The sequence below is a fragment of the Microbacterium sp. GQ128 genome (genome assembly GCF_059758615.1).
In genome coordinates, this window is sequence record NZ_JCAXDY010000004.1 from 331,250 (window position 1) to 356,773 (window position 25,524).

At 68.4% G+C, this 25,524-nt stretch carries 27 protein-coding genes; 13 read left to right on the plus strand and 14 right to left on the minus strand.

Going from position 1 to position 25,524, the window contains the following annotated elements:
* Positions 1 to 129: 129 nt before the first annotated feature.
* Together AC6CHX_RS15125 and AC6CHX_RS15130 are read right to left on the minus strand one after the other, a co-directional pair.
* Positions 130 to 1,362 carry a family 1 glycosylhydrolase gene (locus AC6CHX_RS15125; protein WP_498273473.1) on the minus strand — a complete coding sequence of 411 codons (1,233 nt, stop codon included), beginning with the start codon at positions 1,360 to 1,362 and terminating at the stop codon, positions 130 to 132.
* A 127-nt stretch (positions 1,363 to 1,489) separates the two neighbouring features.
* Positions 1,490 to 2,746 carry an ABC transporter substrate-binding protein gene (locus AC6CHX_RS15130; protein WP_498273474.1) on the minus strand — a complete coding sequence of 419 codons (1,257 nt, stop codon included), beginning with the start codon at positions 2,744 to 2,746 and terminating at the stop codon, positions 1,490 to 1,492.
* A 245-nt stretch (positions 2,747 to 2,991) separates the two neighbouring features.
* On the opposite strand from AC6CHX_RS15130, the gene AC6CHX_RS15135 reads away from it, so the two are divergent.
* The 3 genes from AC6CHX_RS15135 (at position 2,992) to arfA (ending at position 6,423) form a co-directional block, all read left to right on the plus strand.
* Positions 2,992 to 3,942: a carbohydrate ABC transporter permease gene (locus AC6CHX_RS15135; RefSeq protein WP_498273475.1), complete on the plus strand. Its 951-nt coding sequence runs from the start codon at positions 2,992 to 2,994 to the stop codon at positions 3,940 to 3,942.
* The gene (locus AC6CHX_RS15140) at positions 3,939 to 4,793 is read left to right on the plus strand and encodes a carbohydrate ABC transporter permease (protein WP_498273476.1); all 855 of its coding nucleotides are present in this window, start codon (positions 3,939 to 3,941) and stop codon (positions 4,791 to 4,793) included. Before AC6CHX_RS15135 ends, AC6CHX_RS15140 begins: the two co-directional genes overlap by 4 nt.
* Before the next feature lie 67 nt (positions 4,794 to 4,860).
* On the plus strand, positions 4,861 to 6,423 hold the full coding sequence (gene arfA, locus AC6CHX_RS15145) for an arabinosylfuranosidase ArfA (protein ID WP_136043123.1): 1,563 nt from the start codon (positions 4,861 to 4,863) through the stop codon (positions 6,421 to 6,423).
* A 4-nt stretch (positions 6,424 to 6,427) separates the two neighbouring features.
* Here the strand turns inward: arfA and AC6CHX_RS15150 are convergent, their stop codons facing one another.
* The 4 genes from AC6CHX_RS15150 to AC6CHX_RS15165 form a co-directional block, all read right to left on the minus strand.
* Positions 6,428 to 7,516, minus strand: a complete 1,089-nt coding sequence (locus AC6CHX_RS15150; RefSeq protein ID WP_498273477.1) for an alkene reductase — start codon at positions 7,514 to 7,516, stop codon at positions 6,428 to 6,430.
* Positions 7,517 to 7,792: 276 nt separating this feature from the next.
* Positions 7,793 to 8,290, minus strand: coding sequence for a MarR family winged helix-turn-helix transcriptional regulator (locus tag AC6CHX_RS15155; protein WP_498273478.1), 498 nt, complete (start codon positions 8,288 to 8,290; stop codon positions 7,793 to 7,795).
* 53 nt (positions 8,291 to 8,343) lie between these two features.
* On the minus strand, positions 8,344 to 8,799 hold the full coding sequence (locus tag AC6CHX_RS15160) for a MarR family winged helix-turn-helix transcriptional regulator (protein WP_498273479.1): 456 nt from the start codon (positions 8,797 to 8,799) through the stop codon (positions 8,344 to 8,346).
* 1 nt (position 8,800) lies between these two features.
* Positions 8,801 to 10,516 carry an MDR family MFS transporter gene (locus AC6CHX_RS15165; RefSeq protein ID WP_498273480.1) on the minus strand — a complete coding sequence of 572 codons (1,716 nt, stop codon included), beginning with the start codon at positions 10,514 to 10,516 and terminating at the stop codon, positions 8,801 to 8,803.
* 202 nt (positions 10,517 to 10,718) lie between these two features.
* On the opposite strand from AC6CHX_RS15165, the gene AC6CHX_RS15170 reads away from it, so the two are divergent.
* Complete coding sequence (locus AC6CHX_RS15170; RefSeq protein ID WP_498273481.1) at positions 10,719 to 11,027, plus strand: hypothetical protein; 309 nt, start codon at positions 10,719 to 10,721, stop codon at positions 11,025 to 11,027.
* Here AC6CHX_RS15170 and AC6CHX_RS15175 read toward each other — a convergent pair.
* The gene (locus AC6CHX_RS15175; RefSeq protein WP_498273482.1) at positions 10,982 to 12,028 is read right to left on the minus strand and encodes a DMT family transporter; all 1,047 of its coding nucleotides are present in this window, start codon (positions 12,026 to 12,028) and stop codon (positions 10,982 to 10,984) included. The genes AC6CHX_RS15170 and AC6CHX_RS15175 overlap by 46 nt on opposite strands.
* A 34-nt stretch (positions 12,029 to 12,062) precedes the next feature.
* On the opposite strand from AC6CHX_RS15175, the gene AC6CHX_RS15180 reads away from it, so the two are divergent.
* Both AC6CHX_RS15180 and AC6CHX_RS15185 read left to right on the plus strand, forming a co-directional pair.
* Positions 12,063 to 12,677 carry a TetR/AcrR family transcriptional regulator gene (locus AC6CHX_RS15180; protein ID WP_498273483.1) on the plus strand — a complete coding sequence of 205 codons (615 nt, stop codon included), beginning with the start codon at positions 12,063 to 12,065 and terminating at the stop codon, positions 12,675 to 12,677.
* A 68-nt stretch (positions 12,678 to 12,745) separates the two neighbouring features.
* Positions 12,746 to 13,636 (plus strand): alpha/beta fold hydrolase, encoded by an 891-nt coding sequence (locus AC6CHX_RS15185; protein WP_498273484.1) that lies wholly within the window; start codon positions 12,746 to 12,748, stop codon positions 13,634 to 13,636.
* A gap of 1 nt (position 13,637) precedes the next feature.
* On the opposite strand, the gene AC6CHX_RS15190 is transcribed toward AC6CHX_RS15185, so the two are convergent.
* Positions 13,638 to 14,399: a glycosyltransferase family 2 protein gene (locus AC6CHX_RS15190; RefSeq protein WP_498273485.1), complete on the minus strand. Its 762-nt coding sequence runs from the start codon at positions 14,397 to 14,399 to the stop codon at positions 13,638 to 13,640.
* An 88-nt stretch (positions 14,400 to 14,487) separates the two neighbouring features.
* Here AC6CHX_RS15190 and AC6CHX_RS15195 point away from each other — a divergent pair, with 88 nt between their 5' ends.
* The 5 genes from AC6CHX_RS15195 (at position 14,488) to AC6CHX_RS15215 (ending at position 18,932) form a co-directional block, all read left to right on the plus strand.
* Positions 14,488 to 15,114 carry an HAD family hydrolase gene (locus AC6CHX_RS15195; RefSeq protein ID WP_498273486.1) on the plus strand — a complete coding sequence of 209 codons (627 nt, stop codon included), beginning with the start codon at positions 14,488 to 14,490 and terminating at the stop codon, positions 15,112 to 15,114.
* Positions 15,111 to 15,854 (plus strand): GDSL-type esterase/lipase family protein, encoded by a 744-nt coding sequence (locus AC6CHX_RS15200; protein WP_498273487.1) that lies wholly within the window; start codon positions 15,111 to 15,113, stop codon positions 15,852 to 15,854. The genes AC6CHX_RS15195 and AC6CHX_RS15200 overlap by 4 nt, the downstream gene beginning before the upstream one ends.
* Before the next feature lie 54 nt (positions 15,855 to 15,908).
* Positions 15,909 to 17,063 carry a sensor histidine kinase gene (locus AC6CHX_RS15205; RefSeq protein ID WP_498273488.1) on the plus strand — a complete coding sequence of 385 codons (1,155 nt, stop codon included), beginning with the start codon at positions 15,909 to 15,911 and terminating at the stop codon, positions 17,061 to 17,063.
* The gene (locus AC6CHX_RS15210) at positions 17,060 to 17,716 is read left to right on the plus strand and encodes a response regulator (RefSeq protein ID WP_498273489.1); all 657 of its coding nucleotides are present in this window, start codon (positions 17,060 to 17,062) and stop codon (positions 17,714 to 17,716) included. The genes AC6CHX_RS15205 and AC6CHX_RS15210 overlap by 4 nt, the downstream gene beginning before the upstream one ends.
* 109 nt (positions 17,717 to 17,825) lie before the next feature.
* Positions 17,826 to 18,932 carry a hypothetical protein gene (locus tag AC6CHX_RS15215; RefSeq protein ID WP_498273490.1) on the plus strand — a complete coding sequence of 369 codons (1,107 nt, stop codon included), beginning with the start codon at positions 17,826 to 17,828 and terminating at the stop codon, positions 18,930 to 18,932.
* Here the strand turns inward: AC6CHX_RS15215 and AC6CHX_RS15220 are convergent.
* Positions 18,929 to 19,579 (minus strand): TetR/AcrR family transcriptional regulator, encoded by a 651-nt coding sequence (locus tag AC6CHX_RS15220; RefSeq protein ID WP_498273491.1) that lies wholly within the window; start codon positions 19,577 to 19,579, stop codon positions 18,929 to 18,931. The two genes, AC6CHX_RS15215 and AC6CHX_RS15220, sit on opposite strands and share 4 nt — an antisense overlap.
* Positions 19,580 to 19,665: 86 nt before the next feature.
* Here AC6CHX_RS15220 and AC6CHX_RS15225 point away from each other — a divergent pair, with 86 nt between their 5' ends.
* Positions 19,666 to 20,046 carry a DUF1761 family protein gene (locus AC6CHX_RS15225; RefSeq protein WP_498273492.1) on the plus strand — a complete coding sequence of 127 codons (381 nt, stop codon included), beginning with the start codon at positions 19,666 to 19,668 and terminating at the stop codon, positions 20,044 to 20,046.
* A 22-nt stretch (positions 20,047 to 20,068) separates the two neighbouring features.
* Positions 20,069 to 20,347 carry a DUF1905 domain-containing protein gene (locus AC6CHX_RS15230; protein ID WP_376101003.1) on the plus strand — a complete coding sequence of 93 codons (279 nt, stop codon included), beginning with the start codon at positions 20,069 to 20,071 and terminating at the stop codon, positions 20,345 to 20,347.
* Positions 20,348 to 20,367: 20 nt separating this feature from the next.
* Here AC6CHX_RS15230 and AC6CHX_RS15235 read toward each other — a convergent pair whose 3' ends face one another.
* The 5 genes from AC6CHX_RS15235 to AC6CHX_RS15255 form a co-directional block, all read right to left on the minus strand.
* Complete coding sequence (locus AC6CHX_RS15235) at positions 20,368 to 20,556, minus strand: hypothetical protein (protein WP_136043106.1); 189 nt, start codon at positions 20,554 to 20,556, stop codon at positions 20,368 to 20,370.
* A 136-nt stretch (positions 20,557 to 20,692) separates the two neighbouring features.
* Positions 20,693 to 21,064, minus strand: a complete 372-nt coding sequence (locus tag AC6CHX_RS15240) for a hypothetical protein (RefSeq protein ID WP_498273493.1) — start codon at positions 21,062 to 21,064, stop codon at positions 20,693 to 20,695.
* A 64-nt stretch (positions 21,065 to 21,128) separates the two neighbouring features.
* Positions 21,129 to 23,738 carry a family 78 glycoside hydrolase catalytic domain gene (locus AC6CHX_RS15245; protein WP_498273494.1) on the minus strand — a complete coding sequence of 870 codons (2,610 nt, stop codon included), beginning with the start codon at positions 23,736 to 23,738 and terminating at the stop codon, positions 21,129 to 21,131.
* Positions 23,735 to 24,595: a carbohydrate ABC transporter permease gene (locus AC6CHX_RS15250; protein ID WP_498273495.1), complete on the minus strand. Its 861-nt coding sequence runs from the start codon at positions 24,593 to 24,595 to the stop codon at positions 23,735 to 23,737. Before AC6CHX_RS15250 ends, AC6CHX_RS15245 begins: the two co-directional genes overlap by 4 nt.
* Positions 24,592 to 25,485: a carbohydrate ABC transporter permease gene (locus AC6CHX_RS15255; RefSeq protein ID WP_376101011.1), complete on the minus strand. Its 894-nt coding sequence runs from the start codon at positions 25,483 to 25,485 to the stop codon at positions 24,592 to 24,594. Before AC6CHX_RS15255 ends, AC6CHX_RS15250 begins: the two co-directional genes overlap by 4 nt.
* Positions 25,486 to 25,524: the final 39 nt, after the last annotated feature.

Here is a 25,524-nt window from a genome sequence, read left to right on the forward strand (position 1 = left end):
CTCTGTACCGATAACCGCTTCATTGCGTCCTCCAGGTCTGAGGTCCTGACGCGGGGATCCCCATCAGGATTTACATCGTTGTAAATGGAGAATCGCACAACGTTGTAAATCCGTCAAGAGTCGCGACGATCAGGCCCGCGAATGCCGCAGGAAGGCGTCGGCCACCGGCGTGCGATGCCGCTGGAGCACGCCGTCCTCGTCTTCCTCGAGCGCCCACAGGCCCATGCGGAGGCGGTAGTCCATGGGCTTCCCGTCGCCCGGGCGATACGACCACTCGACCATGTCCGTGATACACCACCACGTGTACCCGATGACGTCGACGCCGGCCGCGCGGAGTTCCTCGATCGCTGCGATCGACGCATCCATCCAGGCGATCCGCTCATCGACGGTGCCGGTGTAGCTCGTCTCCGTCAGGAAGACGGGCCGGCCGTACCGCGCGGCGAACGACTCGATGACGTCGGCCAGCCCTGGGGTGCCGGCATCCAGGCGCGGCCGAAGATCGCGGGGGCCACCCGAATGCACGACGCCCGCTTCGAACACCTCCGTGGAGTGCTGCGGGTAGTAGTTGACCCCGACGACGTCCGGCATCGCCGTGTTCTCGAGAGCCCAGGCGAAGTCCTCGTCGGTGAACCCGTTCTCCCGCAGGTACGGGGCGAGCGGGTGGTCGTCGCCGACGCGGCCCATCACGAGGTCCTGCACGATGTACGCGCGCTGCCGCAGGTGCTCATGGGTCTCGCTGTGCGCGGCGGTGTCCCCGGCGAACCGGAACGATGCCTCTACGTGCACGAAGTCGGCATCCGGATCGACGGCGGCGATGGCCCGCTGCGTCGTGACGATCCCGCGCGAGATCCCGCGCAGGACCTCGACGAACCCGCGGTCACCGGAACGGTACGGCGGCCACTGCGCGAACTCGCCGCAGTACATGATGTTGAGCAGCGGCTCGTTGAGCGGGGTGTAGTGGCGGATCCGACCCCGATACCGCTCGGCGACGGCGGCCGCGTACTCGGCGACGCGCTCCGGATACTCCGGGTTGACGAACTGATCCTCCAGCCAGAGCGGCGTCCCGTAGTGGACGAGGTCGGCGATGAGTTCGATCCCCAGCTCGTCGAAGCGATCGATCACCGCATCGAGCCACTCCCAGTCCCACACGCCGGGCTCCGGATTGACGCGGTACCAGGGGATCCCCCACCGCACCATCTCGCTGCCGACTTCGGCGCAGTAGCCGAGATCCTCCGACCAGAAGCGGTAGTGCTGCATGAGTTCGTACTCATCCAGCGCGCGCTCCCCCGGTCGCGTCTGCGGGATGAAGGTGTCTTCCACTCCCATGGCGAATCGCAGGCGTCCGTCCTCGAACCAGTTCACGTCGTCATTCTCCTTCTCGGATCGCGGGGATCCGTTCGATGTCTCTGCCGCGCGTCGGGCTCGGGCGCCGGACACACGGCGGCCCGCACCGATCGCGAGCGTCGGTGCGGGCAGTCGTGCAGCAGGGTCAGCCGGCCAGGGCCGCCTCCATCTCCTCCTGCGCGGTGCGGAGCAGATCCGCAGGATCGCCCCCGGCGAGCGCCTTCTGCGTAGCAGTGTCGAGTGCGGTGAGCACATCCGTCGACGGGATGACGCCGGGCAGGAGTGCGGCACCGTATTGCGACTGCTCCGTGAGGGCTGAGACGACGGGGTTCTCCGCGACATCCTCCGCCGATACCTCCGACGTGAGCGGGGGCCAGCCGGAAGCGAGCGACCACGTGACCATGTTCTCCTTCTGGTAGAACCAGGTGAAGAACTTCTCGGCCGCGGCCTTCTCCTCCGCCGACGCCTGCGCGGTGATGCTCATGTCGACGGCGAGGGCCGAGGCGACGATGCCGTCAGGGCCCGCCGGGAGCGGTGCGATGCCGTAGTCGATGCCCGACTCCTCGGAGACGGTGGCGAGCCACGGGCCGCCGAGGGTCATCGCGACCTTCCCCGCGCTGAAGAGTCCGTCGGCGTCCGCCCCGGTGAGGCCGGTCGGCGAGAACTTTCCGGCGGCGACCGCATCGGACCAGTACGTGAGCGTCTCCACGTTCTCGGGCGAATCGACCACGACGTCGCCGTCGGCGGTCACCACATCGCCACCACCGCTCTTGAACAGAGACGGCCAGACGCCGTTGCCCACGGTCGCGTTGTCCTGGAGTGCGAGTCCGTACTGCTCCGGCTCACCGTCTCCGTTCGCGTCGACGGTAAGGGCGGTAGCGGCCGCGACCCACTCGTCCCACGTCGTCGGCACGGAGACACCGGCGGCCTCGAACATCGCGACGTTGTAGAACATCGTCAGCGGAGTGAAGCTCAGCGGAGCCCCGAAGCGCTCGCCGTCGACGATGCCGGTATCGACGGCGCCGGGGTTGAGGACATCCGCGGCGCTGTCGCTCTCGTACCAGTCGTCGAGCGGCTGGAGAGCGCCCTTCGACGCGAAGACCGGGATGTTCTCCGGCGGGATCGCCATGAGCTGCGGCCCCTTCTTCGCGGTCAGTGCCGGGAGCGCCGAGTCGAGGAGCGTCGCCCAGGGCTTGACCGCCGGGGTGATCTTCACCTCGTCCTGAGACTCGTTGAACTCGGCGACGAGATCGTTCAGCACCTCGCCATCCGCCTCGGTGTAGCCGTGCCAGAAATCGAGCTCGATGACCCCGCCCTCTTCGGATGGGGTGCCGGCCGACGAGCAGCCGGCCAGGGCGAGCAGAAGGACGCTCGCGAACGCTGCGGGTAGTGCTTTCTTCATCAGGGGAACCTCCACTGTTCGACCACTCTGTCGGCGCGGAGGACGGGTGTCCTCATCATCGCTTTACAACGTTGTAAGTAAACGTTATAGAGGTTATGGTTCTCGATGTTCCGAGAAATGTCAAGCCGCTCGGGCCGCCATCCGCACAGCGCTCGCCCGCGGCGGCCCGAGAACCGGAATCGCGAGTTGACGAGCCGCCCCGAGGTCCTTACTGTGTGGGTTACAACGTTGTAGAGAGAGTGACGATGACTGCCACGACTTCCCCACCCGCCCGACGCCGGCGCCCTCCGGCGCAGCTCGGCGGACGCGGCCCGATCGGCGGCGCCGCGAAGCGCCGCCTCACGATCCTCGCCTTCCTCGTGCCCGCGCTGACGATCCTCGCCCTGTTCGTCTTCTGGCCGATGGTGTCCGCACTCCGACTCTCCTTCACCGATGCGAGCGGGTTCGGCCTCGAGGAGTACGTGGGGTTCGCCAACTACATCGAGGTCTTCACCGACCCCGAGATGCTCCAGTCGATGAGCAACACGGTGCTCTACACCGTGCTCTTCACTCCCCTGGCCGTCGTGCTCGCACTCCTGCTCGCCCTCGCACTCAACAGCCCGAACCTGCCGCTGCGAGGCATGTTCCGCACGTGGCTGTTCCTGCCGTTCATCGTCTCCCTCGCCGTCGCCGCGTTCGCCTGGCAGTACTTGCTCGACCCGCAGGTCGGTCTGCTGAACTACTGGCTGCAGGCCTTCGGCATCCGCATCGGCAACGTGCTCCAGGATCCGGTGCTCGCGATGCCGACCGTGGTCCTGGTCGCGGTGTGGAAGAACTTCGCCTTCTACATGATCGTCTTCCTCGCCGGGCTCCAGGAGATCCCGAAGAGCCTGTACGAGGCGGCGAACATGGACGGCGCCGGCCCCCTCGCGCGCTTCCGCAACGTCACCCTCCCGCTGCTGGGCAACACCACGGGATTCGTGCTCATCATCGCGACGATCGCCGCACTCCAGGCTTTCGACCAGATCTACGTCCTCACCGGCGGCGGGCCGTACCGCAGCACGCAGACGATCGTCATGCAGATCTACCAGTCCGGATTCCGTGATCTCGAGCTCGGCTTCGCCTCTGCGGTGTCGTACGTGCTGCTCATCGCGACGCTCCTGCTGAGCCTCGTCCAGTTCGCCCTCTCGGGCCGTCGAGCGAAGGACGCCGCATGATCGACATCGCCCTCTCCCGGCGCCGACCCACGCGACTCCGGGTCGGACGCGGACTCTACTTCCTGGCGATGCTGTTCGTCACGCTCCTGATCCTGCTGCCGATCCTCATCATCGTCTTCACCGCCTTCAAGCCGGTGGCCGAGGTCAACGCCTTCCCGCCCTCGCTCGTGCCGGGGGCATGGACCCTCGACAACTTCGAGCGGATCTTCACGGACCTGCCCTTCGCCCGCCTGATCGTCAACAGCTTCATCTTCGCGGGCGGCGTCACCATCTGTGCACTCGTCTTCGATTCTCTGGCCGCCTACGTGCTCGCCCGCATCGACTTCCGCGGGAGCCGCGTGCTCCTCGTCGTGATCGTGGCAAGCCTGATGATCCCGTTCCAGGCGACGCTCATCCCGATCTACCAGCTGGTGTCGGACTTCGGCTGGGTGAACACCTTCTGGGGCCTCATCATCCCCCGCGCGGCCGATGCCTTCGGGATCTTCTTCCTCCGCCAGTTCTTCCTGTCCCTGCCGCGCGACCTCGACAACGCCGCCCGCATCGACGGGGCTTCGGAGTTCCGGATCTTCCGCAGCGTCGTGCTCCCCAATGCGGTCCCCGCGCTTCTCACGCTGGGCATCTACACGTTCGTCAACAACTGGAACGATCTGCTGTGGCCGCTCGTCTTCACCACGGAGCAGGAGATGGGCACCATCACCTCCGGGCTCACGCTGCTCACGGGGCCCAGCGGCATCATCCCCTACGGCGTGATGATGGCCGGCTCCCTGATCGCTGTGGTGCCGCTCGCGATCATGTTCCTCTTCGTCCAACGACGCTTCATCGAGAGCGTCGCGAGCACCGGGCTCAAGTAGACCGACCATCCGCACGCCGGCCGCGACCCGCTCGCCAGGACCGTGAAGATCCGACCGAAAGGCAGAAATGACCGCCGCACGATTGACCTTCGACACCCAGCATCCGGTCGGGGCTGTGAACCGCCGAGTCTTCGGCTCCTTCGTGGAGCACCTCGGTCGATCCGTCTACGACGGCATCTACGAACCCGGACACCCGACCGCCGATGCGGAGGGTTTTCGCTCCGACGTGAAGGCGCTGGTGGCCGAACTCGGTGTGAGCGCGATCCGCTACCCCGGTGGCAACTTCGTCTCCGGATTCCGGTGGGAGGACAGCGTGGGCCCGCGGTCGCAGCGCCCCGCCCGGCTAGACCTCGCCTGGCATTCGGCGGAATCGAACGAAGTGGGCCTGCACGAGTTCGCGTCGTGGCTGGAGTCCGTCGGCAGTGAGCTCATGCTCGCGGTCAACCTGGGCACGCGCGGAACTCTGGAGGCACTCGACCTCTTGGAATACACCAACCTGAGCTCGGGATCGGCGCGGGCGGACGAACGGGCGGCGAACGGCCGGGCCGAGCCGTTCGACGTGCGGATGTGGTGCCTCGGGAACGAGATGGACGGGCCATGGCAGCTCGGTCACCGTTCGGCGGACGACTACGGCAAGCTCGCGGCACAGACGGCACGCGCCATGCGGATGTTCGATCCCTCGCTCGAGCTGGTCGTCTGCGGCTCCTCGAGCCGATCGATGCCGACCTTCGGGGACTGGGAGCGCGTCGTCCTCTCGCACACGTACGACGACATCGACTACATCTCCTGCCATGCCTACTACGAGGAGAAGGACGGCGACCTCGGGAGTTTCCTCGCATCGTCGGTCGACATGGACGAGTTCATCTCTTCGGTGATCGCGACTGTCGATCACGTCAAGGCAGCGAAGCGCAGCGACCACGTCGTGAACCTCTCGTTCGACGAGTGGAACGTCTGGTACAACACCCGGTTCGAGACCGTGGACAAGATCACCGGTGCGCAGAACTGGCCGACGGCGCCGCGACTCCTCGAAGACGCGTACTCGGTGGCGGACGCCGTGGTGGTGGGCAGCCTCCTCATCTCACTGCTGCGCCGGGCGGACAGGGTGACCAGCGCCTCACTCGCTCAACTGGTCAACGTGATCGCTCCGATCATGACGGAGCCGGGCGGCATCGCCTGGAAGCAGACGACGTTCTTCCCCTTCGCCGTCACCTCGGAGCTCGCATCCGGGCATTCCGTCCCGACCCATGTCGAGTGCGACCGCTATGAGACCGACACGTACGGGAATGTTCCGGTCATCGACGCCGTGACGACTTTCGACTCCGCCACGGCCAGCGTCAGCGTGTTCATGGTGAACCGATCGCAGACCGACCCGGTGACGCTCTCCTTCGACGTCTCGGAGTTCGGCGCTGTGCTGAAGGCGCAGGCCCGCACGCTCAGCGACGACGACGTCTACGCGGTGAACACCCTCGAGGATCCCGAGCGCGTGACCCTTCGACCGAACGAGACGCTGGTCATCTCCGACGGCGCCGCGGTCATCGAGCTGCCGCCCGTCTCGTGGACGGCCATCAGTCTCCGGGTCGCACCGGCGGCGCCTGCGGAGCCGCGCACGTCGGAGGGCGAGGCCCCGTGAGCCCTCAGACCCCGGCGCGCACGCCCTCCAGCGACGGGTAGTCGGTGTACCCCTCGGCCGTGCGCCCGTAGAACAGCTGCGGGCGCGGGTCGTTGAGCTCAACCCCCTCACGCCAGCGCTCGACCAGGTCGGGGTTGGCGATCACGGGGCGTCCTGCCGCAACGGCATCCGCCCACCCGTCGGCGACCAGCGCTTCGGCATCCTCCCGCGTCGTGACCACTCCGAAGCCCGTGTTGACGATCAGGGGCGCGCCCGCCGTGCGCCGGATGTGCTGCACGAGCTCGCTCGTCGGTGCGGCACTGAGCACGTCGATGAACGCGAGGCCGAGCGGCGCGAGCCCTTCGGCGACAGCCGCGTAGGTCGCGTGGACGTCTGCGTCGTCCTCTTCGAGCACGCCCTGGATGTTGTGCTGCGGCGACAGCCGGATGCCGATGCGGTCTGCCCCCACCGCGTCAGCGACGGCCGCCGTGACCTCGATCGCGAAGCGGGCGCGGTTCTCGGGCGACCCGCCGTATCGGTCGTCGCGGATGTTCGACACCGGCGAGAGGAACTCGTGCACCAGGTAGCCGTTCGCACCGTGCACCTCGACGCCGTCGAAGCCGGCGGCGATCGCGTTGCGCGCGGCCTGCGCGAACTGCTCGACGACCTCGGGGATCTCGTCGAGGGTGAGTGCGTGAGCGATCGGGAGGTCGACCTTGCCCACGGGCGTGTGGGTCTGACCGGGTGCGGCGAGCGCGCTCGGGGCGACCACACGAGGCTGCCCCGAGATCTCCGGGTGCCCTACTCGCCCACCGTGCATCAGCTGCATGACGATCGTGCCGCCCGCTTCGTGGACTGCGTCGGTGACGGGCCGCCAGCCCTCGATCTGCGCGGGCGTGACGATGCCCGGCTGCCCCGCGTACGACTTGCCTTCGGCAGCCGGCCACGTGCCCTCGGAGATGATGAGGCCCTGACCCGCGCGCTGCCGGTAGTACTCCACCATCACCTCGGTGGGCACCCCGTCGTCGTCCGCGCGCGTGCGGGTGAGCGGCGCCATGACGACGCGATTGGACAGCTGCAGGGCGCCGAAGACGGCCGGTTCGAAAAGAGTCACAGTGGGAGGTAAGGCGCGGACTGACCGGGGTATTCCCCCGCCCCGCCGCCCGAACGCAATGCTCGGCCGCGCCCTTGCTGAGCACAACTTCGGATTCCGCGGCCGCCGCGCCGCTCAATCCGCCGGGCCGACGGCGTGTCCGCCCCGATCTCCGAAGTTGTGCTCAGGGAAGAAGTTGTGCTCAGGGAAGAAGTTGTGCTCAGGGAAGAAGTTGTGCTCAGGGAAGAAGTTGTGCTCAGGGAAGGTGTGCGGCGGGAGGCTGGAGACTCCCGGGACTCAGTTGCCGCCGAGCGCGGCCAGAAGTTCGGCGAAGTGGTCGAGGTCGGCGGCCGTCCACTTGCGCAGCCGCTCGCCGATGCGCCCCTCGTAACGGGAGCGGGCGACGGCGATCCGCTCCTGCGCCAGGTCGGTCGCGACGAGGACGCGCGCGCGGCGGTCATCGGGATCGTGCACACTCTCGACGAGTCCGAGCTGCTCGAGCTGGCGCACCTGACGACTCACCGCCGACTTGTCGGTCTGCAGGTGCTCGATGATCGCGCCGGCCGATGTCGCCTTGCCCGTCGCGATGGACGTGAGCACCTGGTAGCCGAGCGGCTGGAGATCGGGATGCACGGTCGCCGCGGCCTCGCGCCAGCTGATGCGGATGCGGGCGAAGAGTCGACCGAGTTCCTGCTCGACTCTGGTGACGGCCTGATCGAGGTCCGCTCCGCCCAGAAGATCCTCGTCAGAGGGTGATGCGGGGGTGTCGGCGGGGGCGTCGGGAGAGGCGCTCATGCTCGCCAGTGTACGGCGAAGCCCCGCAGTCGTTGGCGACAGCGGGGCTTCACTCAGACCTCTGCGAGAAGACGGAAGACCTTGGACGCGGCCTGGATCTCGTCGGGCGTCAGCTCGTCGACCACGGCCTGCAAGCGGGTGCCGTACTCACGGCGGACCTCGGCGAGCGCGGCACAGGCCGACGGCGTCGCGCTCAGCACCCGCAGCCGCCCGTCCCGCTCGTCCGGCCGGGACTCGAGAAGCCCCGCCTCCTCCAGCATCCGCACCTGGCGACTGATGACGGACTTGTCCATCTCGAACCGCTCGGCCAGCTCGTGCGCGTTCGCGGTGCCCGCCCGGGCGATGAACGTCAGCAGCTTGTACCCGGCCACCTGCAGCTCGGGGTGCACCCGAGCTGCAGACTCCTTCCAGAGCGACCTGGTCCTCGCGAAGATGAGGTTCAGGTGCGCCTGGAGGTCACCGAGCGCACTGTCGACATCCGTCGACGCGACCGCTTCGGGGGCGAGCATCTCAGCGCTCCTGGTCCCGATCTTCGCGTTCGAGAACGCGCACCGAACCGGTCGCGGGAGAGGCGGACTCCGCACCCCCGAGCCGGATGGCTCCGGTGGAGAGCGACGCGCCGACCTCGGCCTCGGAGACCTCGATCATCGACTCCTCCGCCTGCTCGAGCATCTGCTCGGCGGCGTTCTTCGTCGACAGCGGCTTGTTCTTGATGAACGCGATCGCGATGATGGCGATCACCGCGAGCGGGATGGCGATGACGAACGAATCTGCAATGCCGTGCCCGTAGGCGCCCTCGACGATCGTGCGGATCGTGTCGGGGAGTTGACCGACCTTCGGCACATCACCCGAGGCGAGGTGCTTGAGCGCCTCGACCTCGGCGGGCGTCGTCGGTGTGAAGCCGTCGAGCGAGTCGGTGATGTACGACGCGACGCTGGTCGACAGCATCGCCCCCATCACGGTGACGCCGATGGTGCCGGCGATCGTGCGGAAGAAGTTCACGTTCGACGACGCGGCGCCCAGCTGCTGCGGAGCCGTGTCGTTCTGCACGATGAGCGTGAGGTTCTGCATGACCATGCCGAGACCCGCACCGAGGATGAACATGTACACCGCGACCAGCGGGAACGGGGTGTCGTAGCGCAGGGTGGCCATCAGGCTGACGCCGATGGTGGCGAGGATCGAGCCCGTCAGCATCCAGCCCTTCCACTTGCCGAAGCGGCTCACGAGCTGGCCGATGATGATCGACGCGCCCATCTGTCCGATGATCATCGGGATGGTCATGAGGCCGGACTCGGTGGGCGTGGCGCCACGAGCCAGCTGGAAGTACTGCGCGAGGAACACCGAGGTGGCGAACATCGAGACGCCGATGGCGATCGAGGCGATGACCGACAGCGTGAAGGTGCGGTTGCGGAACAGCGACATCGGCACGATCGGTTCCTTGACGAAGAACTCGACCGCGATGAAGGCGGCGATCGCGACTCCGGCGATCACGGCGAGCATGATGCTCGTCGAGGAGTCCCAGCCGAACTGGCTGCCGCCCATCGAGACCCAGATGAGCAGGGTCGAGACACCGACGGCGAGGAGCACGATGCCGAAGTAGTCGATCGAGACCTTGGTGTCGCGCTGGGGCTTGGGCAGGTGCAGGGTGAACTGCAGCAGCACGAGGGCGAGGATCGCGAACGGCACGCCGACGAAGAAGTTGGAGCGCCAGCCCCACACATCGGTGAGGAGGCCGCCGAGCAGCGGGCCGCCGATGGTGCCGAGGGCCATGATGCCGCCGACGACGCCCATGTACTTGCCGCGCTCACGCGGGGAGATGATGAGGGCCACGGCGATCATGACGAGCGACATCAGGCCGCCGACGCCGATGCCCTGGATGACGCGGACCGCGATGAGCATGTTCGTGTCGGTCGAGAAGCCGGCGATCACGGTGCCGACCGTGAAGAGGATGAGGGAGATCTGGACGAGCACCTTGCGGTCGACCAGGTCGGCGAGCTTGCCCCAGATCGGGGTGGAGACGGCGGTGGCCAGAAGGCTCGCGGTGATGACCCAGGTGTACTGGGACTGGGTGCCGCCGAGGTCGGCGATGATGACCGGCATCGAGGTCGACACGACGGTGCCCGAGAGCACGGCGACGAACATGCCGACGACGAGTCCGGAGATCGCGGTGAAGACCTCGCGAGCCGAGCGGGTGGCTTCGGGTGCTGAGGATGGGGTGTTTGTCACTTGGTTTGACGCTCCTGCGTAGAAAGTTGACCGAGGTCAACCATACTCCGATAGTTGCGAAAGCGCAACTATCGGACGGGGTGTTCACAACTCCTCGAGCAAGAGCGCGAAACCGCACGTCAGGCTCCCCGATCGCGAGCACCCCGACGATCCTGAGGAGTTGCGTACGCAGGCTCCGCGGCGGGCATGGCAGATTGGAGGCATGGCCGCCTTCGGAATCCCCGTCACGCTCGCCGGACTCTTCCTCTTCCACACCGCGCTGTGGATGACCGTGCGCGCCAACGCCGAGGTGCCGATCCCGTTCTGGCGGAACGCTCAGACCGTGCCGCCCCGGTCGAACGCGCTGAGAGCGGTGGGTGCGGGTCTGCTGGTCCTCGGCGCCGTGACGCTCGCGTCGAGCGGATGGTGGTGGCCACTACTGGTGGTGCTGGCGGGTCCGGGCGTCGCCCTCGGCGCGATCACCTTTCACAATCGCGGCGTTGAGCACACGACCGGGACCTCCGAAGCCTGACCTGTCGGGCGGGATGCGCCTCCGTCCCCGACGTCGGGCCCCGCTCCAGCCTCGTCTTCAGACCCGCTTTCGACTTCGACTCCGGCACGGCTCGCCGTCGAGCGCGAGGCGCGCGCCTCGCTCACGAGCACCGCAGCCACACCGCCGGCGCACAACGCGAAGCCGAGGACGGTGAGCACCGTGAGCGGCTCCCCCAGCAGGAGCGCTCCCGCCAGCGCGGTCGTCGGAGCGATCAGGAAGAGCAAGGCATTCAGCGCGGTGATGCCCACCCGGCGCAGCAGCCACCAATAGAGCCCGTAGGCCGCGAGCGTCGGAACCACCGCCGCGAACCCGACAGCCACCCAGAATGACGCGGATGCCGGCGGCACGAGCGCCCCGAAGACTGCGGCAACCGGCACGAGCGCCAGCGCCGTCACGGTCACGTGAATGGTGAGCGTGACGAGCGTGCCGGTCCGCGGTTCCGAACGGCGCTGCAGGAACGTTCCGACGATCAGGCTGGCCATCGCCAGAGCCGGCCAGACATAGGCGACCGGGTGCGCAGTCGAGTCGTCGAGCTGCGAGCGCACCACCAGCAGCACTCCCCCGGCGCCGATCAGGAGCCCGGCCCACTGCGCCGCGCGCACACGCAGTCCGAGCAACGGGCCGACGAGGACGGCGATGATGAGCGGCTGCACGGCGTCGATCAGCGCCGTGGTGCCGGTGGCGACACCCGAGGCGATGGCCGCGTACACCGCCGTGCAGTATCCGAACTGGGCGAAGAGACCGATGACCGCCTGACGCCCCACGTCGCCGCGCGTGACGCCACGCCCGGCCCCGGTGAATCCGACCACTGCGAGCAGCATCACGGCCAGCGGGACGAATCGCCACACCAGCAGAGCGAGGGGCGAGACATCGATCGGCACCATCGCCGGGACGAGGAAGCCGGAGCTCCAGGTGACGACGAAGGCCACGGATGCCCCGACCGTCACCCCGACACGAACTATACCGACCTGTATACCCATTCCTGTGACTATACAGGTTGGTATACTCGTTGTCATGGCCACCCCCGTTCCCGAGCTCGCTCCCCTCACTCCCGGCGCCGCCCGGGTGCTCGATGCCGCGTCGCTGCTGTTCTACGAGCGCGGTATCCACGCGGTGGGCGTCGACACGATCGCCGAGGCGGCGGGCGTCACCAAGAAGACGCTGTATGACCGGTTCGGGTCGAAGGAAGCACTGGTCGTCTCCTACCTGCAGCACCGCGATGCGCGGTGGCGGGACCATGTGGCCGAACATCTCTCCCGCGTGCCGGAGCCCGGTATCGCGCGCGTACTCGCCGTGTTCGACGCGGCCATCGCCTGGTCGGACGAGAACAGCCCCAAGGGCTGCAGCGCGATCAACGCGCGCGCCGAGATCGGTGACGGCCACGACGGCCATCCGGTCTTCCCCGAGGTGGCACGACAGAAGTCCTGGCTGCTCGACCTCTTCGCCGAGTTGTGCCGGGAGGCCGGCGCCGCGAACCCCGACCTGATGTCGAAAGCCCTGATGCTGCTCTACGAGGGCGCCATCGTCACGGTCGGCATGGAGACCTTCGCCGCGCCGTTCGAGGTGGCACGCCGACTGGCCCGCACGACGCTGGAGCAGGATCCGGGGCTTCTCTCACCGGGAAGATGACCCCCTAAGCCGAACAATGCCCGCGCGTGATGCTCCCGCGGATGCGGCTCGGGGAGTAGCTTTTCAGCGTGTCGACGGATTCGCGGAGTGAGCGGGCGCATATCGCCCCGGCCGAGCTCGACGCGGCGATCGGCGACGTCGACTGGACGGTGCCGCCGCCCGGGTCGAGGGCTTCAAGATTCTCCGCACCGAGCGGCGAGCTGGCCGTGGTGTCGCTGGGCGATCCCACACATCCGCGCGTGGTCCTGGTGCCCGGCGCGACGGGTTCGAAAGAGGACTTCGCGCTGATGCTGCCGCTCCTGGCGGATGCCGGGTTCTTCGTGCAGTCGTTCGACCTCGCCGGGCAGTACGAATCACACGCCGCCGGGGCGCACACGACGTACACGTACGAGCTGTTCATCGCCGACCTCATCGCCTTCCTCGAAGCAGGTACGCCCGCGCACCTGCTGGGCTACTCGTTCGCCGGCACGATCGCGCAGCTGGTCGCCGTCCGGCGCCCCGAGCTCGTGCTCTCCCTGACACTCCTGACCACTCCCCCCGGCGTCGGCAACGTCTTCGCGACCATGAAGTGGCTGGGTCCGATAGCTCCGATCGCGAGCCCTCGTCGAGGTGCCGGACTCATGATCTGGGGGATCGTGACGAACAAGAACCGGGTTCCGCCCCGGAGGCTCGAGTTCGTCCGTTCCCGGTTCGCCCTCACGAGCAGACGCAGCGTCGACGAGATCGTCGGACTCATGATGACCGCCCCGGATGTGCGGGGCCGCGTGCGGGCGCTGCCGATCCCCAAGCTGGTCGTCGCCGGCTCGCACGACCTGTGGCCGCTGGCCGCCCACGAACGGTACGCCCACGACATCGACGCCGAGTTCCGCGCCTACCCCACCGGCCACAGCCCGAGCGAGACGACTCCGCATCAGCTCACGGCCGACCTGCTCGAGCTGTACGCGCGCGCCGACGGGTGACTCAGCCGCGGAGCGCCGCCGCGTCGGCCTCACGCCGCGCCCGCCGCCGCACGTGCAGCGGCTCGTGCGGCAGATGCAGCCGGACCGTGGGGAGCACGTAGCTCAACCGCCGACGGAGAGCCGCCCAGTCCCGGAACGGACGCGCCGACACCTCGACGACGAGACTCCGGTCCCGCAGCACGGTCATCTCGGGGCGCACGTGGAACGACAGGTCGAAGTCGTCGTGGATGTTCCGCTCCTCGCGGTGCACCTCGCCGCTCAGCATCCGCCAGGTCTCGGCACGCATCGCCATGTTCGAGCCGAAGAGCGGCGCATGCCCGAGCAGAGGGGTGAGCACGGTGTACATGCCTCCGATGTAGAGGTGCTCCCCGATCCAGTGCACGAGCGGCGTGGAACCGTAGAAGCTCGGGTCGCCCGTGAGGAAGTCGAGGCCGTCGTGGCTGCGGAACGTCCGCTCGATCCGCTCGATCCAGTCGGGCCTCGGTCGCGAGTCGGCGTCCAATCGCGCGATGATGTCGCCGGTCGCCCCGTCATAGCCGGCCGCCGAGGCGCGAGGGATGCCCTGGACCGACTCGGTCACCACTCGTGCGCCGTACCGCTCGGCGACCTCCACGGTGTCATCGGTGCTGCCGTTGTCGACGACGACGACCTCGTCGGCTCTGCGCGTCTGCCGATCGAGGGCGCGCAGGCACTGTTCGAGAAGGACGGCGTCGTTCCGCACCGGGATCACCACCGAGACGGAACGGGGGAAGACGGTCGTCATCGTTCTCCTGTCCTGTCCTGTGCGAGGGCGTCGGTGACAGTCTCCACCCGGCGGTCGATTCAGGCGGCGATTGAGAGAGGATGGACGGATGATCCGAGTAGTGGTGTTCGACCTCGACGGAGTGATCCGTCACTTCGATCCTGCCTACGTGGCCGAGATCGAGCGCCGCCACGATCTCGAGTCGGGAACGATCGCGGGCACCGCTTTCTCCGCTCCTCTGATCGACGAGGTCACCACAGGGAGGATCACCCGCGCGGAGTGGATGCACCGGATCGGCGAGCGGATCGGCAACACGACGGCGGCCACGGAGTGGGGCGTTCACCCTGCCGTGGTCGACGGGGACGTGCTGGCCCTGTCCGATGAGGTCCGTGCCGCGGGGCTCCGCACGGCGGTGCTCACCAACGGCACCGACACCATCCCGACCGAGCTCGCCGCCCACGGCATCACCGACCGCTTCGACGCCGTCTTCAACTCCGCCGAGATCGGCTTCGCGAAACCCGATGCACGCGCGTTCCAGCATGTGCTCGATGCGCTCGAGGTGGAAGCGTCCGAGGTGCTCTTCACCGACGATTCCCCGTCGAAGCTCGCCGGAGCGGAGAGACTGTCGATCCACACTCACCTCTTCGCGGGAGCGGACGACCTGCGCGCGCGGCTGATCGCGGTGGGGGTCGGGATCGAAAGCCCCACGCATGAGGCTCTCGAGGAAGCGAAGTGACCCGGGCGCGCGGACGTCGGGCGCGCGTCGCACGCGGTTTCGCCGCATCGCTCGCCGTGCTGGCGGGCGTGGGCGCGATCGCATACCGCCGCATCATGTTCCCGCCGGTCCCCCGCCGGCGGGACGCGCAGGTGACCATCGCCGCCGTGGGTGACAGCAACACCTACGGGGCAGGCGCGCTGCTGCGGGGCCGCCATCGCCACTCGTATCCTGCGCAACTCGAGCGGATCCTCGGCGACGGATACCAGGTGCTCAACTACGGCGTGAATCGGTGCACGCTGCAGCAGGAAGGCGACTGGCCCTACGACGCGACTCCCCAGGCCACGGCGTCCCTGCAGGCGGGAGCGGACATCGTGCTCATCATGCTCGGCTCGAACGATGCCCGCGGCGACAACTGGAATGCGGAGCGCTACCGGTCCCAGCTCGTCGCGTTCGTCGAGCGCTATCGCACGCGCGGCGCGACCGTCTTCCTGCTGACTCCCCCCGTCGCGTTCCCCAATCGCCGCGGGGTCCACGAGCGGATCATCGCCGACGAGGTGGCCCCGATCGTGCGCGCCGTCGCGAGCACTCTGGGGGTCGATCTGATCGATGTCTTCGACGTCACCAGCCAGTCCGTCACGCGGCATCCGGACGGCATCCACCTCGATGTCCGCGCCAGCGCCCTCGTCGCTGAAGCGGTCGCCGACGCGATACGGATGCCGCAGCGACCGGGCCACCCCCACACTCACCCGGACGGGTGATCCGCTGCCCCGAAGCCGCATGAGAGCATGAGGGCGATGCGGTCCGAGGCCTCTATGACGAGTCTCCGTCGGCACGCCTGGCTGCGTGTCGACGTCATCGTGGCGCTCATCGCCCTCGTGATCCTGCTGCCGTCGAGCATCGCGATCCTCACAGAGCCGGCCACCCGCCCCGAGCCGTGGATCCTCGCGCTCATGATCGCCCTATACGTGGTGCTGCACCTCGCGACGCTGCTCGCCGTCCGGCACCCGACCGCCGCCATCGTGATCGCGAACGCCGTCATGTGCGCTCTCGTGCTGGTCCCCGGCATCCGCGCGGCTTCCGGGGCGTTCCTCCCCTCGGCCGCGGCCTACCTCCTGGTCATCGGCCAGGTCGCCGCGCAGACCCGCACGACCGTGCGGGTGCTGGCGCTGGCGGGCGGCATCTTCGGCGCGGGCCTCATCGCCTTCACGGAACTGCGGCTCGACGATCCGGAACTCCGCCTCGGCGCATTCCTCGGACTCAGCGGCGCGATCGCCGCGGCCTGGGCGCTGGGGCTGGTCCTGAGGGTGCGACGCGACCAGGCCGAGGAGCGGATGGCGGCGCGCGTCTCACAGGCGATCGCAGACGAACGCGGACGGATCAACCGCGACCTGCACGATCTCGTCGCCCACTCGATGACGGTGATGATCGCCCAGGCCGAGGTCGCCCGCACCTTGCGCGCCGACGACCCCGACCGGAGCGACGCCGCTCTCGGCATCGTCGTGGACACCGGCCGCGAGGCTCTGCGCGGAATGCGCTCGGTCGTCTCCGACGATGCGCCGCGCGAGCCGTTGCCCACGATCGACTCCCTCGAGGAGCTGGTCGAGAGCGTACGCACCCCCTCGACAGACGCGCGACTGACGGAATCGGGCACCAGGACTCCGCTTCGCGCCGATGCCGCGCTGGCACTGCATCATGCGGTGCGCGAGGCGCTCACGAACGCGATCCGACACAATGCGCCTCCGGTCGCGATCGAGGTGCGGATCGATTGGGGGACGGATGCGGTGCAGGCGACGATCGAAGACGACGGAGGGTCCGGCCCGGTCGCGACCGACCTCGGCAGCGGCTTGGGCCTGGTCGGGATCACCGAGCGGGTGCGGCTCGCCGGCGGCATGCTCACCGCACACGGACGGGATCCGCGCGGATGGATCGTCACGGTGGATCTCCCGACCGAGAGGACCATCGGATGACCCTGCGCATCCTGATCGTCGACGACCAGGAGCTGTTCCGCACCGCCATCGCGCTGATGCTCGCGCGCGACCCGCGCCTGTCGGACGTGAGCACAGCGCCTTCGGGCGAAGCGGCGATCGAGCACGTGCGGGCGCATGCCGTCGACGTGGTCCTGATGGACATCCGGATGCCGGGGATGGACGGCATCGCCGCCACCCGCGAGGTGCTGCGGCTCCGCCCCGCCACCCGGGTGCTGATCCTGACCACGTTCGACCTGGACGAATACGTGTACGCCGCGATCCGCGAGGGGGCGAGCGGCTTCCTCACCAAGGACGCCAGCCCTGCGGAACTCGCGGATGCCGCGATCGCGGTGGCCGCCGGCGAGTCGGTGATGTCGTCGCGGGCCACCGAGGCGCTGATCGGATTCGTTCGCGATGGCGCTCCCGGGGCGGACCCGGCGTCGGCGCTCGCCGCCCTCAGCCCTCGGGAGCAGGAGGTCGCCCGCGCTCTCGCCACCGGCGCCTCGAACGACGACATCGCGCGAAAGCTGTTCCTCTCGGCGAACACGGTGAAGACGCACGTGAAGGCCGTCCTCGCGAAGCTCGGCGTGCCCGATCGGGTGCACGTCGTCATCTGGGCATACGAGAACGGCCTACTGCGACCGGGGCGCTGACCGCTCTCCCGCGCGGCAGATCGCTCATCCGGCAGGTTCACTCCTGCGGGTGAGGGGGATGACCCCTGCGGTCGAAGTCGGCGGCGGAACGCGTTCCTAGCGTGGAGATATGTCCACTCACACCCGTTTCCTCGTCCTCCTCGCCGCCGCTGTCGGCGCTCTGGCCGTGACCGTCACCAGCCTGGTGAGGATGCTCACCCCCGGCACCGACGCTCTGCCCTCGAGCCTGATCGGCAACCTCGGCCACGGTGTCGAACTCGCGCTCTCCCTCACGGGGGCGCTCGCCGCGCTCCTCGTATCCGTCTCCGCACTGTCGACCCGTGACCTCGCGAACCGCTCGGTGCCGCGGTGGCTCCTGCACACGCTCGGTCTCGTGGCCGGGGCGCTCCTCGCCATCACGATGCCCGGAGGGGTCATCGCCGCGGCGGGCTACACCTTCGCGATGATGGTCATCGTCGGAGTCCTGGCCCTCATCGTGCTCACGGTGCTGCGCCGTCCGTTGCTCGGCCTGCTGCTCGGCGCGTTGGTCGTCGGCGCCCTCGCCTACGCCGCCATCGGGCTCGAGGCCGGGCCGCTCGTCCCCCAGATCCTGGGCAGTTACGGCATCATCCTCCCGCAGGCCGGTCTCGCACTCGCGCATGTCGCCGCGGCAGCCGGGCTGCTGATCTGGATGATCGCCGACCCGTCGTCCCGTCGGAACCGATTCGCGCGCGATGTGCTCCGGCACTGCCGCGCGATCACGATCGTGGCGGCCGCGTGCGCTCTTCCCTACGCGGTCGCCCGCGCGAGCTGGCTGACCCCGTGGCCGCTGTTCGGCGGAAGCTCCGAGATGTTCGCCGCAGACCCGTCCGTCCGCGTGCTCGGTCTGGCGCTCGGCGCGGCCATGCTCACCGGAGGCGTGCTCACGCTGGGCCTGATCCTGCCCTGGGGCGAGCGGTTCCCCCGCTTCCTCGCGGGACTCGGCGGGCGGTCGGTCCCGCCCGGGCTGGCCATCGTCCCTGCGAGCCTCGTCAGCGTCCTGTTCACGGCGGCCGGCATCCAGTTCGCGCTGGAGGGAGTGGGCAACGTGGAGAACACGCTGTATGTGCTTCTGATGTTCCCGTTCTGGCTCTGGGGTCCGCTTCTGGGTCTCGCCACCTGGGCCTATGCGATGCGTCGGGCGACGCCGACCGCGGCGAAGCGGTCGGACTCCTCCGCCGCGCAGGTCACGGCCTAGCCGGTCGGCGCCTCGGATCCGTCCTGACGGTCCGAGGCGCCGTAGCCGGCGAGGAAGAGGTCGACGGCGCCGTCCACGGGACCGAGCTTCGTTTCGTCCCCGAGCATGCGGGCGTTGAGCGGCGCACCGATCACCAGCCAGGTGAACTGCTCAGCGGCGGCGCGGGGATCGTCGAGGCGGAGCCGCCCCTCGGCTGCGAGCGCGTTCAGCGCATCGGCGAGGTTCTGGATGTTCGTGTTCCAGCTCTCCTCCAGGTAGGTGGCCGCCACCTCCGCCTGCTCGGGCGCCTCGGCCGTCACGAGCCGGCGCATCGCCACCACCGGGGGACTCAGAATGCCGGCCCGCATGGTCTCAGCCAGTTCGAGCAGACCCGCACGGGTGTCTTCGCTCGCGCGCAACCGATCGAGGGCGGGGCGCATCGCATCGCGACCGGCCATCGTCCAGTGATGCACGACGGCGGCGTACAGCGCGCTCTTCGACGCGTGCTCGCGGTAGAGCGACGCCTTCGAGATGCGGGCACGCTTGGCCACCTCGTCCATGGACGCACCGCGATAGCCGTGCTGCAGGAAGACATCGCGCGCGACGGCGATGAGGTCGGCGCCGGTGAGGCCGGACGGACGCCCGCGGGCCGGGAGGTCGGTGCTCATGGTCCGAGTTTAGTACTTGACAGTCCTAAAACCGCGATCTACTCTGAAGACCAGAAGTACTAGTCAGTACTAAAGGAGAAGCGACCATGATCGTCCTGGGCATCGCCATCGCCACCGTCGTCTCGTTCATCGCCAGCGCTGTTCTCTACGCGCTGCCGCCGGTCTCGGCCCTGGTCACTCGCACGAGCACCCCGCGGCCCGGCCTGTCGGTCGCCGCGCAGATGGGTTCGGTCGTGCTGCGCAGCCTTCTCGCGTCCGGCCTCGTCGCCGGGCTGATGGCCGCGGCCGGCTGGCACGGCGCCGCCACCGGCGCACTGCTCGGCCTCGCGCTCTCGGTGCTGCCGCTGATCCTGCTCCTGGGCGGCGTCGTGCACGAGAACACCGCACCTTCCGTGGCAGCCGTGCACCTGCTCGACTGGGTGATCAAGCTCACCATCATCGGGGCCATCGTCGGCCTCTTCGTCTGAACTCGCGGAACAGGAGAAAACCATGAGCACGCCACTCGACATCACCTTCACCGCGGTCCTCGGAAAGGTGCGCGAAGGCGACACCTGGACCTGCGTCCAACTCCCTGACTCGGCGACCATCTTCGGGACCCGCGGACTCGTCAAGGTTGCGGGGACCGTCGACGGCGAACCGTTCCGCGGGGCTTTCATGGCCCTCGGCGACGGCACGCACAAGCTGCCCGTCACTGCTGCGATCCGCAAGAGGATCGGTCGGACGGACGGCGACGAGGTCACCGTCCACCTGACCGAGCGCCTCAGCTGAGGCGTCGGCCAGGAACGCGGCTAGGCGTCTTCCGGGTCCTCCGCGAGGACGTCGCCCTCGTCCGTGTCGCCGCCGTCGCTCGGCACCACCGTCGGCGGGTTCCCCTTGCCGTCTTCGGTGCCGAGGTTGTCGTTCCCCTCGGTCCCGGGCCCGGGTTCGGTGCTGATGTCGTTCCGGTCGGTGCTGATGTCGTCGTTGCCGCCGCTCATGTGCGTTCCTTCCCGTCGGCGGACGCCGCAGGCTCCGCGTGTGCGGGAGGGCGTCCGTGTCGTTCCGAAGGTACGGCGGTGCGTGTACGGTCGCACGCCCCTTGACACCGCCGCGGACGGCGAGCAGCCTCGCGGATCAGCCGCAGAACGCGGAGGCGGAGTCCTTGAGCTGCTCGATCGCCTCGACGGTCTCGGGCGCCTGCAGGTCGGTCATCCCGCCGATCTTCTCCGCACCCGAGCGGATGAGGTCACCCAGCTGACCGTCGGTGTTCTCCGCCAGTCCGTTGAGGGAGGTGACCAGGTCGTCGCGCGCGGCATCCGCCTGCTCGGCTGAGAGCTCACCCTGATCGAGCAGCGTCTGGTACTGCCCGTAGGCGTCGTCGATCGTGGTGCAGGCCGCCTGCACGTCGACGCCGAGCGCATCGCCCGCCATCTGGGTCACCTGCGAACAGCCCGCCAGGAGGAGGCCGGCGGCGAGCACGAGCGGGAGGACGAGGATTCGGCGCATGCCCCGAGGGTATCCGGGCATGCTGAAGCGGGGCTGGTGATCGCACCGGCCCCGCTTCAGTGGATCATGCGGCGACGGCCTCCGACGACGAGACGAACGCCTCGAACCGCCCACCCGACTCGATGCGCTGCTCGTCGAGTCCGGCGATGCGGATCGTGCCCTCGACGCCGGTCGGAACGGAGAGCTCGTACCGGATCCCTTCGGCCGATCGCCGCCAGGATCCTTCGATCAGACCGTACGGCGACTCGAACGCGACGCGTGCGTGGTCCAGCCCGCCGCCGGGCTCGGGCGCCCACTCGATCCTCCGATACCCGGGGGCCGCCGGCGAGAGTCCGCCGATGACCCGGTGCATCCAGTCGGCGACGCTTCCCAGAGCGAAGTGGTTGAAGCTGGTCATCTCGCCAGGGTTGATCGATCCGTCGGGCAGCATGGAGTCCCAGCGCTCCCAGATCGTCGTCCCGCCCATGCGCACCGTGTAGAGCCACGACGGGCATTCGGTCTCGAGGATCAGGTCGTACGCCGTGTCGACGTGTCCGGTCTGGGACAGCGCGTCGCTGATGACCGGGGTCCCCGCGAATCCCGTAGCGATGCGGTTCCCCGCCTCGCGGACGAGCGCGGCGAGACGCCGGCCCGCGGTCGCCTCCTCGGTGGCGCTCAGGAGTCCGAAGCGGATGGCGAGCGCATACGCGGTCTGCGCGTCGGAGGTGAGTGTGCCGTCCGGTCGCACGTACTCGGCGCGGAAAGCGTCGCGTGCCTCCTCGGCGATCCGTGCGTAACGGTCGGCGTCGGCCGCGAGGCCGAGGAGCCGGGCGGTATCGGCCAGCCGTCGCGTCGAGAACGCGAAGTACGCGGAGGCGACCAGGTACCTGTCGGTACGCGCATCGGCCGGGTCGTGCGGCGGCGCCGCCGGGTCGAGCCAGTCACCCAGCTGGTGACCGTCGCGCCAGAGACGTGCGGATCCGGACTGCGTGATCATGCGCTCGACCCACTTGCGGCCGCTGTCGTACTGGCGGCGCAGCACCTCTCGGTCACCGAACCGCTCGTGGAGCGTCCAGGGCGTCAGCACCGAGACGTCTCCCCACACGGCCCCGGTCCGGATCGGGTTCCAGGTGGGACCGCCGGGGATGACCGGCACGAACCACGGGATGGTGCCGTCGGGGAGCTGTTCGAGAGCCACGTCGGTGAGCCAGTTCTCGAGGAAGCCGGCCGAGTCGTAGAGGAAGGATGCCGTGGGCGCGAAGACCTGCACATCGCCGGTCCACCCGAGGCGCTCGTCGCGCTGCGGGCAGTCGGTGGGGATGCTGAGGAAGTTGCCGCGCATGCCCCAGCGGACGTTCTCGTGCAGGCGGTTCAGGTCGGGGTTCGACGTCTCCAGCCATCCGGTGCGGCGCATGTCGCTGTGGATGACGCGCGCGACCACGTCCCCCTCCCCGATCTCCTCGAGGCCGGTGACCGTCGCGTAGCGGAAGCCGTGGAACGTGAACTTGGGCTCCCAGAACCGCGGCTCCCCGCCGTCGAGCGTGATGAGGTCGTGGGCGTCGGCCAGGCGCAGCGGTCGGATGCCGAGCTCTCCGTGCTCCAGCACCTCGGCGTGACGCAGGGCGATCACATGCCCCGCCGGCCCGTGCACCCGCACGCGAAGCCGCCCGACGAGGTTCTGACCGAAGTCGAGCAGGTGGGTCGTCTCGTCGACCCGGGTGACGGTGACGGGGGCGAGTTCCTCGGTGCAGCGCACCGGCGGCAGCGTCGGGGCGACCAGCGTCGCCGGATCGCGATGGCCGACGCGCACGGGGCTCCACCCGTCGTCGGCGCCTCCGGGGCGCGACCATCCGAGCTGCTCCTCGCGCGCATCGTGCTTCTCGCCGTCGTACAGGCCGGACACCAGGATCGGGCTCGGGGCGGTCGACCAGCTCTCATCCGTCGCGATGACCGTCTTCGTCCCGTCGTCGTGCACGACCTCGAGCTGAGCGATGAGGGCCTGGTCGGTGCCGTACAGGTCGCGGTAGCCCCCGTTGAAGCCGAGCCGTCCGCGATACCAGCCGTCGCCCAGCCATGCGCCGACGGTGTTCTCGCCCTCGACGAGCTGGTCGGTGACGTCGAAGGTCCAATACACGAGACGCTCGTCGTACTTCGTCCACCCCGGTGAGAACTCGTGGTCGCCGATGCGCGCACCGTTGATCTCCGCCTCGTAGAGCCCGTGCGCCGTGACGTACAGGCGTGCACGCGAGACCGGACGATCGAGTCGGAAGGTCCGCCGCACGAGTGCGGGACGGCGTTCGGTGTCGGGGGGCTCGTGCCACGACGCGCCGACCGGTGCGGCAACCCAGTCCGCGGCATCCAGCAGTCCCGCCTCGGCGGTCGTCTGCTCGCTCCACGACGACCAGCGCTGATCCTCGCCGCGGACGCGCACCCGCACCCGCACCTGCTCGCGGGAGGAGAGCGGTTCGAACGGCCACGCGACGAGCACCTGATCGGCGTTCGTGCCGGAGGCGACGACCGTTTCGCCCGCGCGCTCGCACTCGAGCTGCCACCCGTGCTGGGTCCATCCCTCCGGCGCCTCGGTCTTCCAGGAGAGCCGCGGCGTGCGGGCCCCCAGCCCGAGGGTGTCGTCGATGTGCTCGAACCGGGGAGCGGAGACCTTCACGAACGTCCTTTCAGTGGTGGGCGCGCTCATCCCTTGACCGCTCCGGCCGTGAGGCCCTTCTGGATGCGCTGGTTGAGAACCAGGTAGATGATCAGGAGGGCGAACACGTTGATGCTGATGGCGGCGAAGAGCGGACCGTATTGGGTCGTGCCGAACTGGCCGTTGAAGTTGAGCAGTCCGACCTGCAGGGTGCGCAGGCTGCCGGAGTTGGCGAAGGTCAGCGCGATGAGCAGGTCGTTCCAGAAGAAGAAGAACTGCACGAGGCCGACCGTGAACAGTCCGTTCTTCATCATCGGCAGCGCGATGGAGAAGAACTGCCGGTAGATGCTGGCGCCGTCGAGCGTCGCTGCCTCGAACACCTCCCGCGGGATCGCACGGAAGTACGTCGCCATCAGGAAGACGGTCAGCGGCAGACCCGTGGCCGTGTAGGTGATGATCAGCGGCCAGAGCGAGCCGGTGAGCCCGAGCTGGAAGTAGGTGCTGAACAGCGGGAGCAGGATCATCTGCGTCGGCACCATGATGCCGGCGAGGAAGATGATGAGCACCCCGCTGCGACCCTTCCAGACGAGAACCTCGAGGGCGAACGCCGCTGCGGTGCCGAGGAGCAGCATGAGGAAGAGCGAAGGCAGCACCGTGATGGCGCTGTTGAAGAGGGACTGGCCGAGACCGGCCGTGTCCCAGGCGACGATGTAGTTGTCGAAGTTCCACTGCTCCGGAAGCGCCCAGGTGGGTGCCTCCAGGAACTCCCGCTGGCTCTTGAACGAGCCCAGCAGCAGCCAGATCAGCGGGTAGCCGACGATGACGAGTAGCACGGCGACGAGCAGCCAGATGGGTGCGCGGCGGAGCATCCGGGTCGCGCGGCGGGATACGGGCGTCGACGTGCTCATGCCACGCCTCCCTTCTTCGCCGTGCGGGCATTGGCACGGAAGATGAACACGGTCACGACAAGGCAGATGATGGTGAGCAGCATCGCGATGGTCGAGCCGTAGCCGTAGTTGCCGTAGGTGAACGCGTTGTCGAACATCGAGATCGTGAGCGGGCTGGTCGAGGTGCCAGGGCCTCCGTTGGTCAGGGCGAGCACGCTGTCGAAGACCTTCAGGGTTCCGTTGATCGAGAAGATCAAGGACGAGATCAGCACCGGGGCGGAGAGCGGCAGCACCACGTGGCGGACGAGCTTCCATCCGCTGGCGCCGTCGAGGCGGGCCGACTCCAGCACATCCTCGGGGATGTCGATCAGCCCGGCGTAGAGCAGCACGCCGTAGAAGCCCATGGAGCGCCAGATGTCCATGATCGCGATGACGATGAACGCGCTCGCGCCGTCACCGAACCAGTCGACGGGGACCCCGCCGAGACCCGACAGCATCGAGTTGACGACACCCTCGGTCGGCGCGATCGAGAACAGCTGCTGGAAGAGCAGCGCGACGGCGACCGTCGGCATCACGACGGGGAAGAACACCAGGGTCCGGACGAGGCCGGATGCACGCTTGAGGGCGAAGACGTAGAGGAGCGAGAGCAGGTACCCGAGCAGGACCTGTCCGATGGTCACGACGGCGGCGTACTTCAGGGTGAACAGCAGCGCGGCGTGCACCTCGGAGTCGCCGATCAGCCGGACGAAGTTGTCGAGGCCGACGAACTCGAAGCCGACGATGGCGTTGCCTTCGAACAGCGTGTAGCCCAGCGACCAGAACACGGGGATGAGCATCACCACCGAGTAGATGAGCAAGGCGGGGCCGAGAAGGATGACGATCGCCTTGCGGTCGCCCAACACGTTCTGCATACGTTCTCCTGAAGGATGAGGGGCGGCGTACGAGGACGC

Excerpts from the sequence above, each read along its gene's own strand:
- AC6CHX_RS15205 (WP_498273488.1), top strand. The coding sequence starts at position 15,909 with ATGACGAGTCTCCGTCGGCACGCCTGGCTGCGTGTCGACGTCATCGTG.
- AC6CHX_RS15215 (WP_498273490.1), top strand. The coding sequence starts at position 17,826 with ATGTCCACTCACACCCGTTTCCTCGTCCTCCTCGCCGCCGCTGTCGGC.
- AC6CHX_RS15220 (WP_498273491.1), bottom strand. The coding sequence starts at position 19,579 with ATGAGCACCGACCTCCCGGCCCGCGGGCGTCCGTCCGGCCTCACCGGC.
- AC6CHX_RS15160 (WP_498273479.1), bottom strand. The coding sequence starts at position 8,799 with ATGCTCGCCCCCGAAGCGGTCGCGTCGACGGATGTCGACAGTGCGCTC.
- AC6CHX_RS15140 (WP_498273476.1), top strand. The coding sequence starts at position 3,939 with ATGATCGACATCGCCCTCTCCCGGCGCCGACCCACGCGACTCCGGGTC.
- arfA (WP_136043123.1), top strand. The coding sequence starts at position 4,861 with ATGACCGCCGCACGATTGACCTTCGACACCCAGCATCCGGTCGGGGCT.
- AC6CHX_RS15245 (WP_498273494.1), bottom strand. The coding sequence starts at position 23,738 with ATGAGCGCGCCCACCACTGAAAGGACGTTCGTGAAGGTCTCCGCTCCC.
- AC6CHX_RS15255 (WP_376101011.1), bottom strand. The coding sequence starts at position 25,485 with ATGCAGAACGTGTTGGGCGACCGCAAGGCGATCGTCATCCTTCTCGGC.
- AC6CHX_RS15130 (WP_498273474.1), bottom strand. The coding sequence starts at position 2,746 with ATGAAGAAAGCACTACCCGCAGCGTTCGCGAGCGTCCTTCTGCTCGCC.
- AC6CHX_RS15235 (WP_136043106.1), bottom strand. The coding sequence starts at position 20,556 with ATGAGCGGCGGCAACGACGACATCAGCACCGACCGGAACGACATCAGC.
- AC6CHX_RS15175 (WP_498273482.1), bottom strand. The coding sequence starts at position 12,028 with ATGGGTATACAGGTCGGTATAGTTCGTGTCGGGGTGACGGTCGGGGCA.
- AC6CHX_RS15225 (WP_498273492.1), top strand. The coding sequence starts at position 19,666 with ATGATCGTCCTGGGCATCGCCATCGCCACCGTCGTCTCGTTCATCGCC.
- AC6CHX_RS15195 (WP_498273486.1), top strand. The coding sequence starts at position 14,488 with ATGATCCGAGTAGTGGTGTTCGACCTCGACGGAGTGATCCGTCACTTC.
- AC6CHX_RS15180 (WP_498273483.1), top strand. The coding sequence starts at position 12,063 with ATGGCCACCCCCGTTCCCGAGCTCGCTCCCCTCACTCCCGGCGCCGCC.
- AC6CHX_RS15155 (WP_498273478.1), bottom strand. The coding sequence starts at position 8,290 with ATGAGCGCCTCTCCCGACGCCCCCGCCGACACCCCCGCATCACCCTCT.
- AC6CHX_RS15230 (WP_376101003.1), top strand. The coding sequence starts at position 20,069 with ATGAGCACGCCACTCGACATCACCTTCACCGCGGTCCTCGGAAAGGTG.
- AC6CHX_RS15210 (WP_498273489.1), top strand. The coding sequence starts at position 17,060 with ATGACCCTGCGCATCCTGATCGTCGACGACCAGGAGCTGTTCCGCACC.
- AC6CHX_RS15250 (WP_498273495.1), bottom strand. The coding sequence starts at position 24,595 with ATGAGCACGTCGACGCCCGTATCCCGCCGCGCGACCCGGATGCTCCGC.
- AC6CHX_RS15135 (WP_498273475.1), top strand. The coding sequence starts at position 2,992 with ATGACTGCCACGACTTCCCCACCCGCCCGACGCCGGCGCCCTCCGGCG.
- AC6CHX_RS15170 (WP_498273481.1), top strand. The coding sequence starts at position 10,719 with ATGGCCGCCTTCGGAATCCCCGTCACGCTCGCCGGACTCTTCCTCTTC.
- AC6CHX_RS15190 (WP_498273485.1), bottom strand. The coding sequence starts at position 14,399 with ATGACGACCGTCTTCCCCCGTTCCGTCTCGGTGGTGATCCCGGTGCGG.
- AC6CHX_RS15240 (WP_498273493.1), bottom strand. The coding sequence starts at position 21,064 with ATGCGCCGAATCCTCGTCCTCCCGCTCGTGCTCGCCGCCGGCCTCCTC.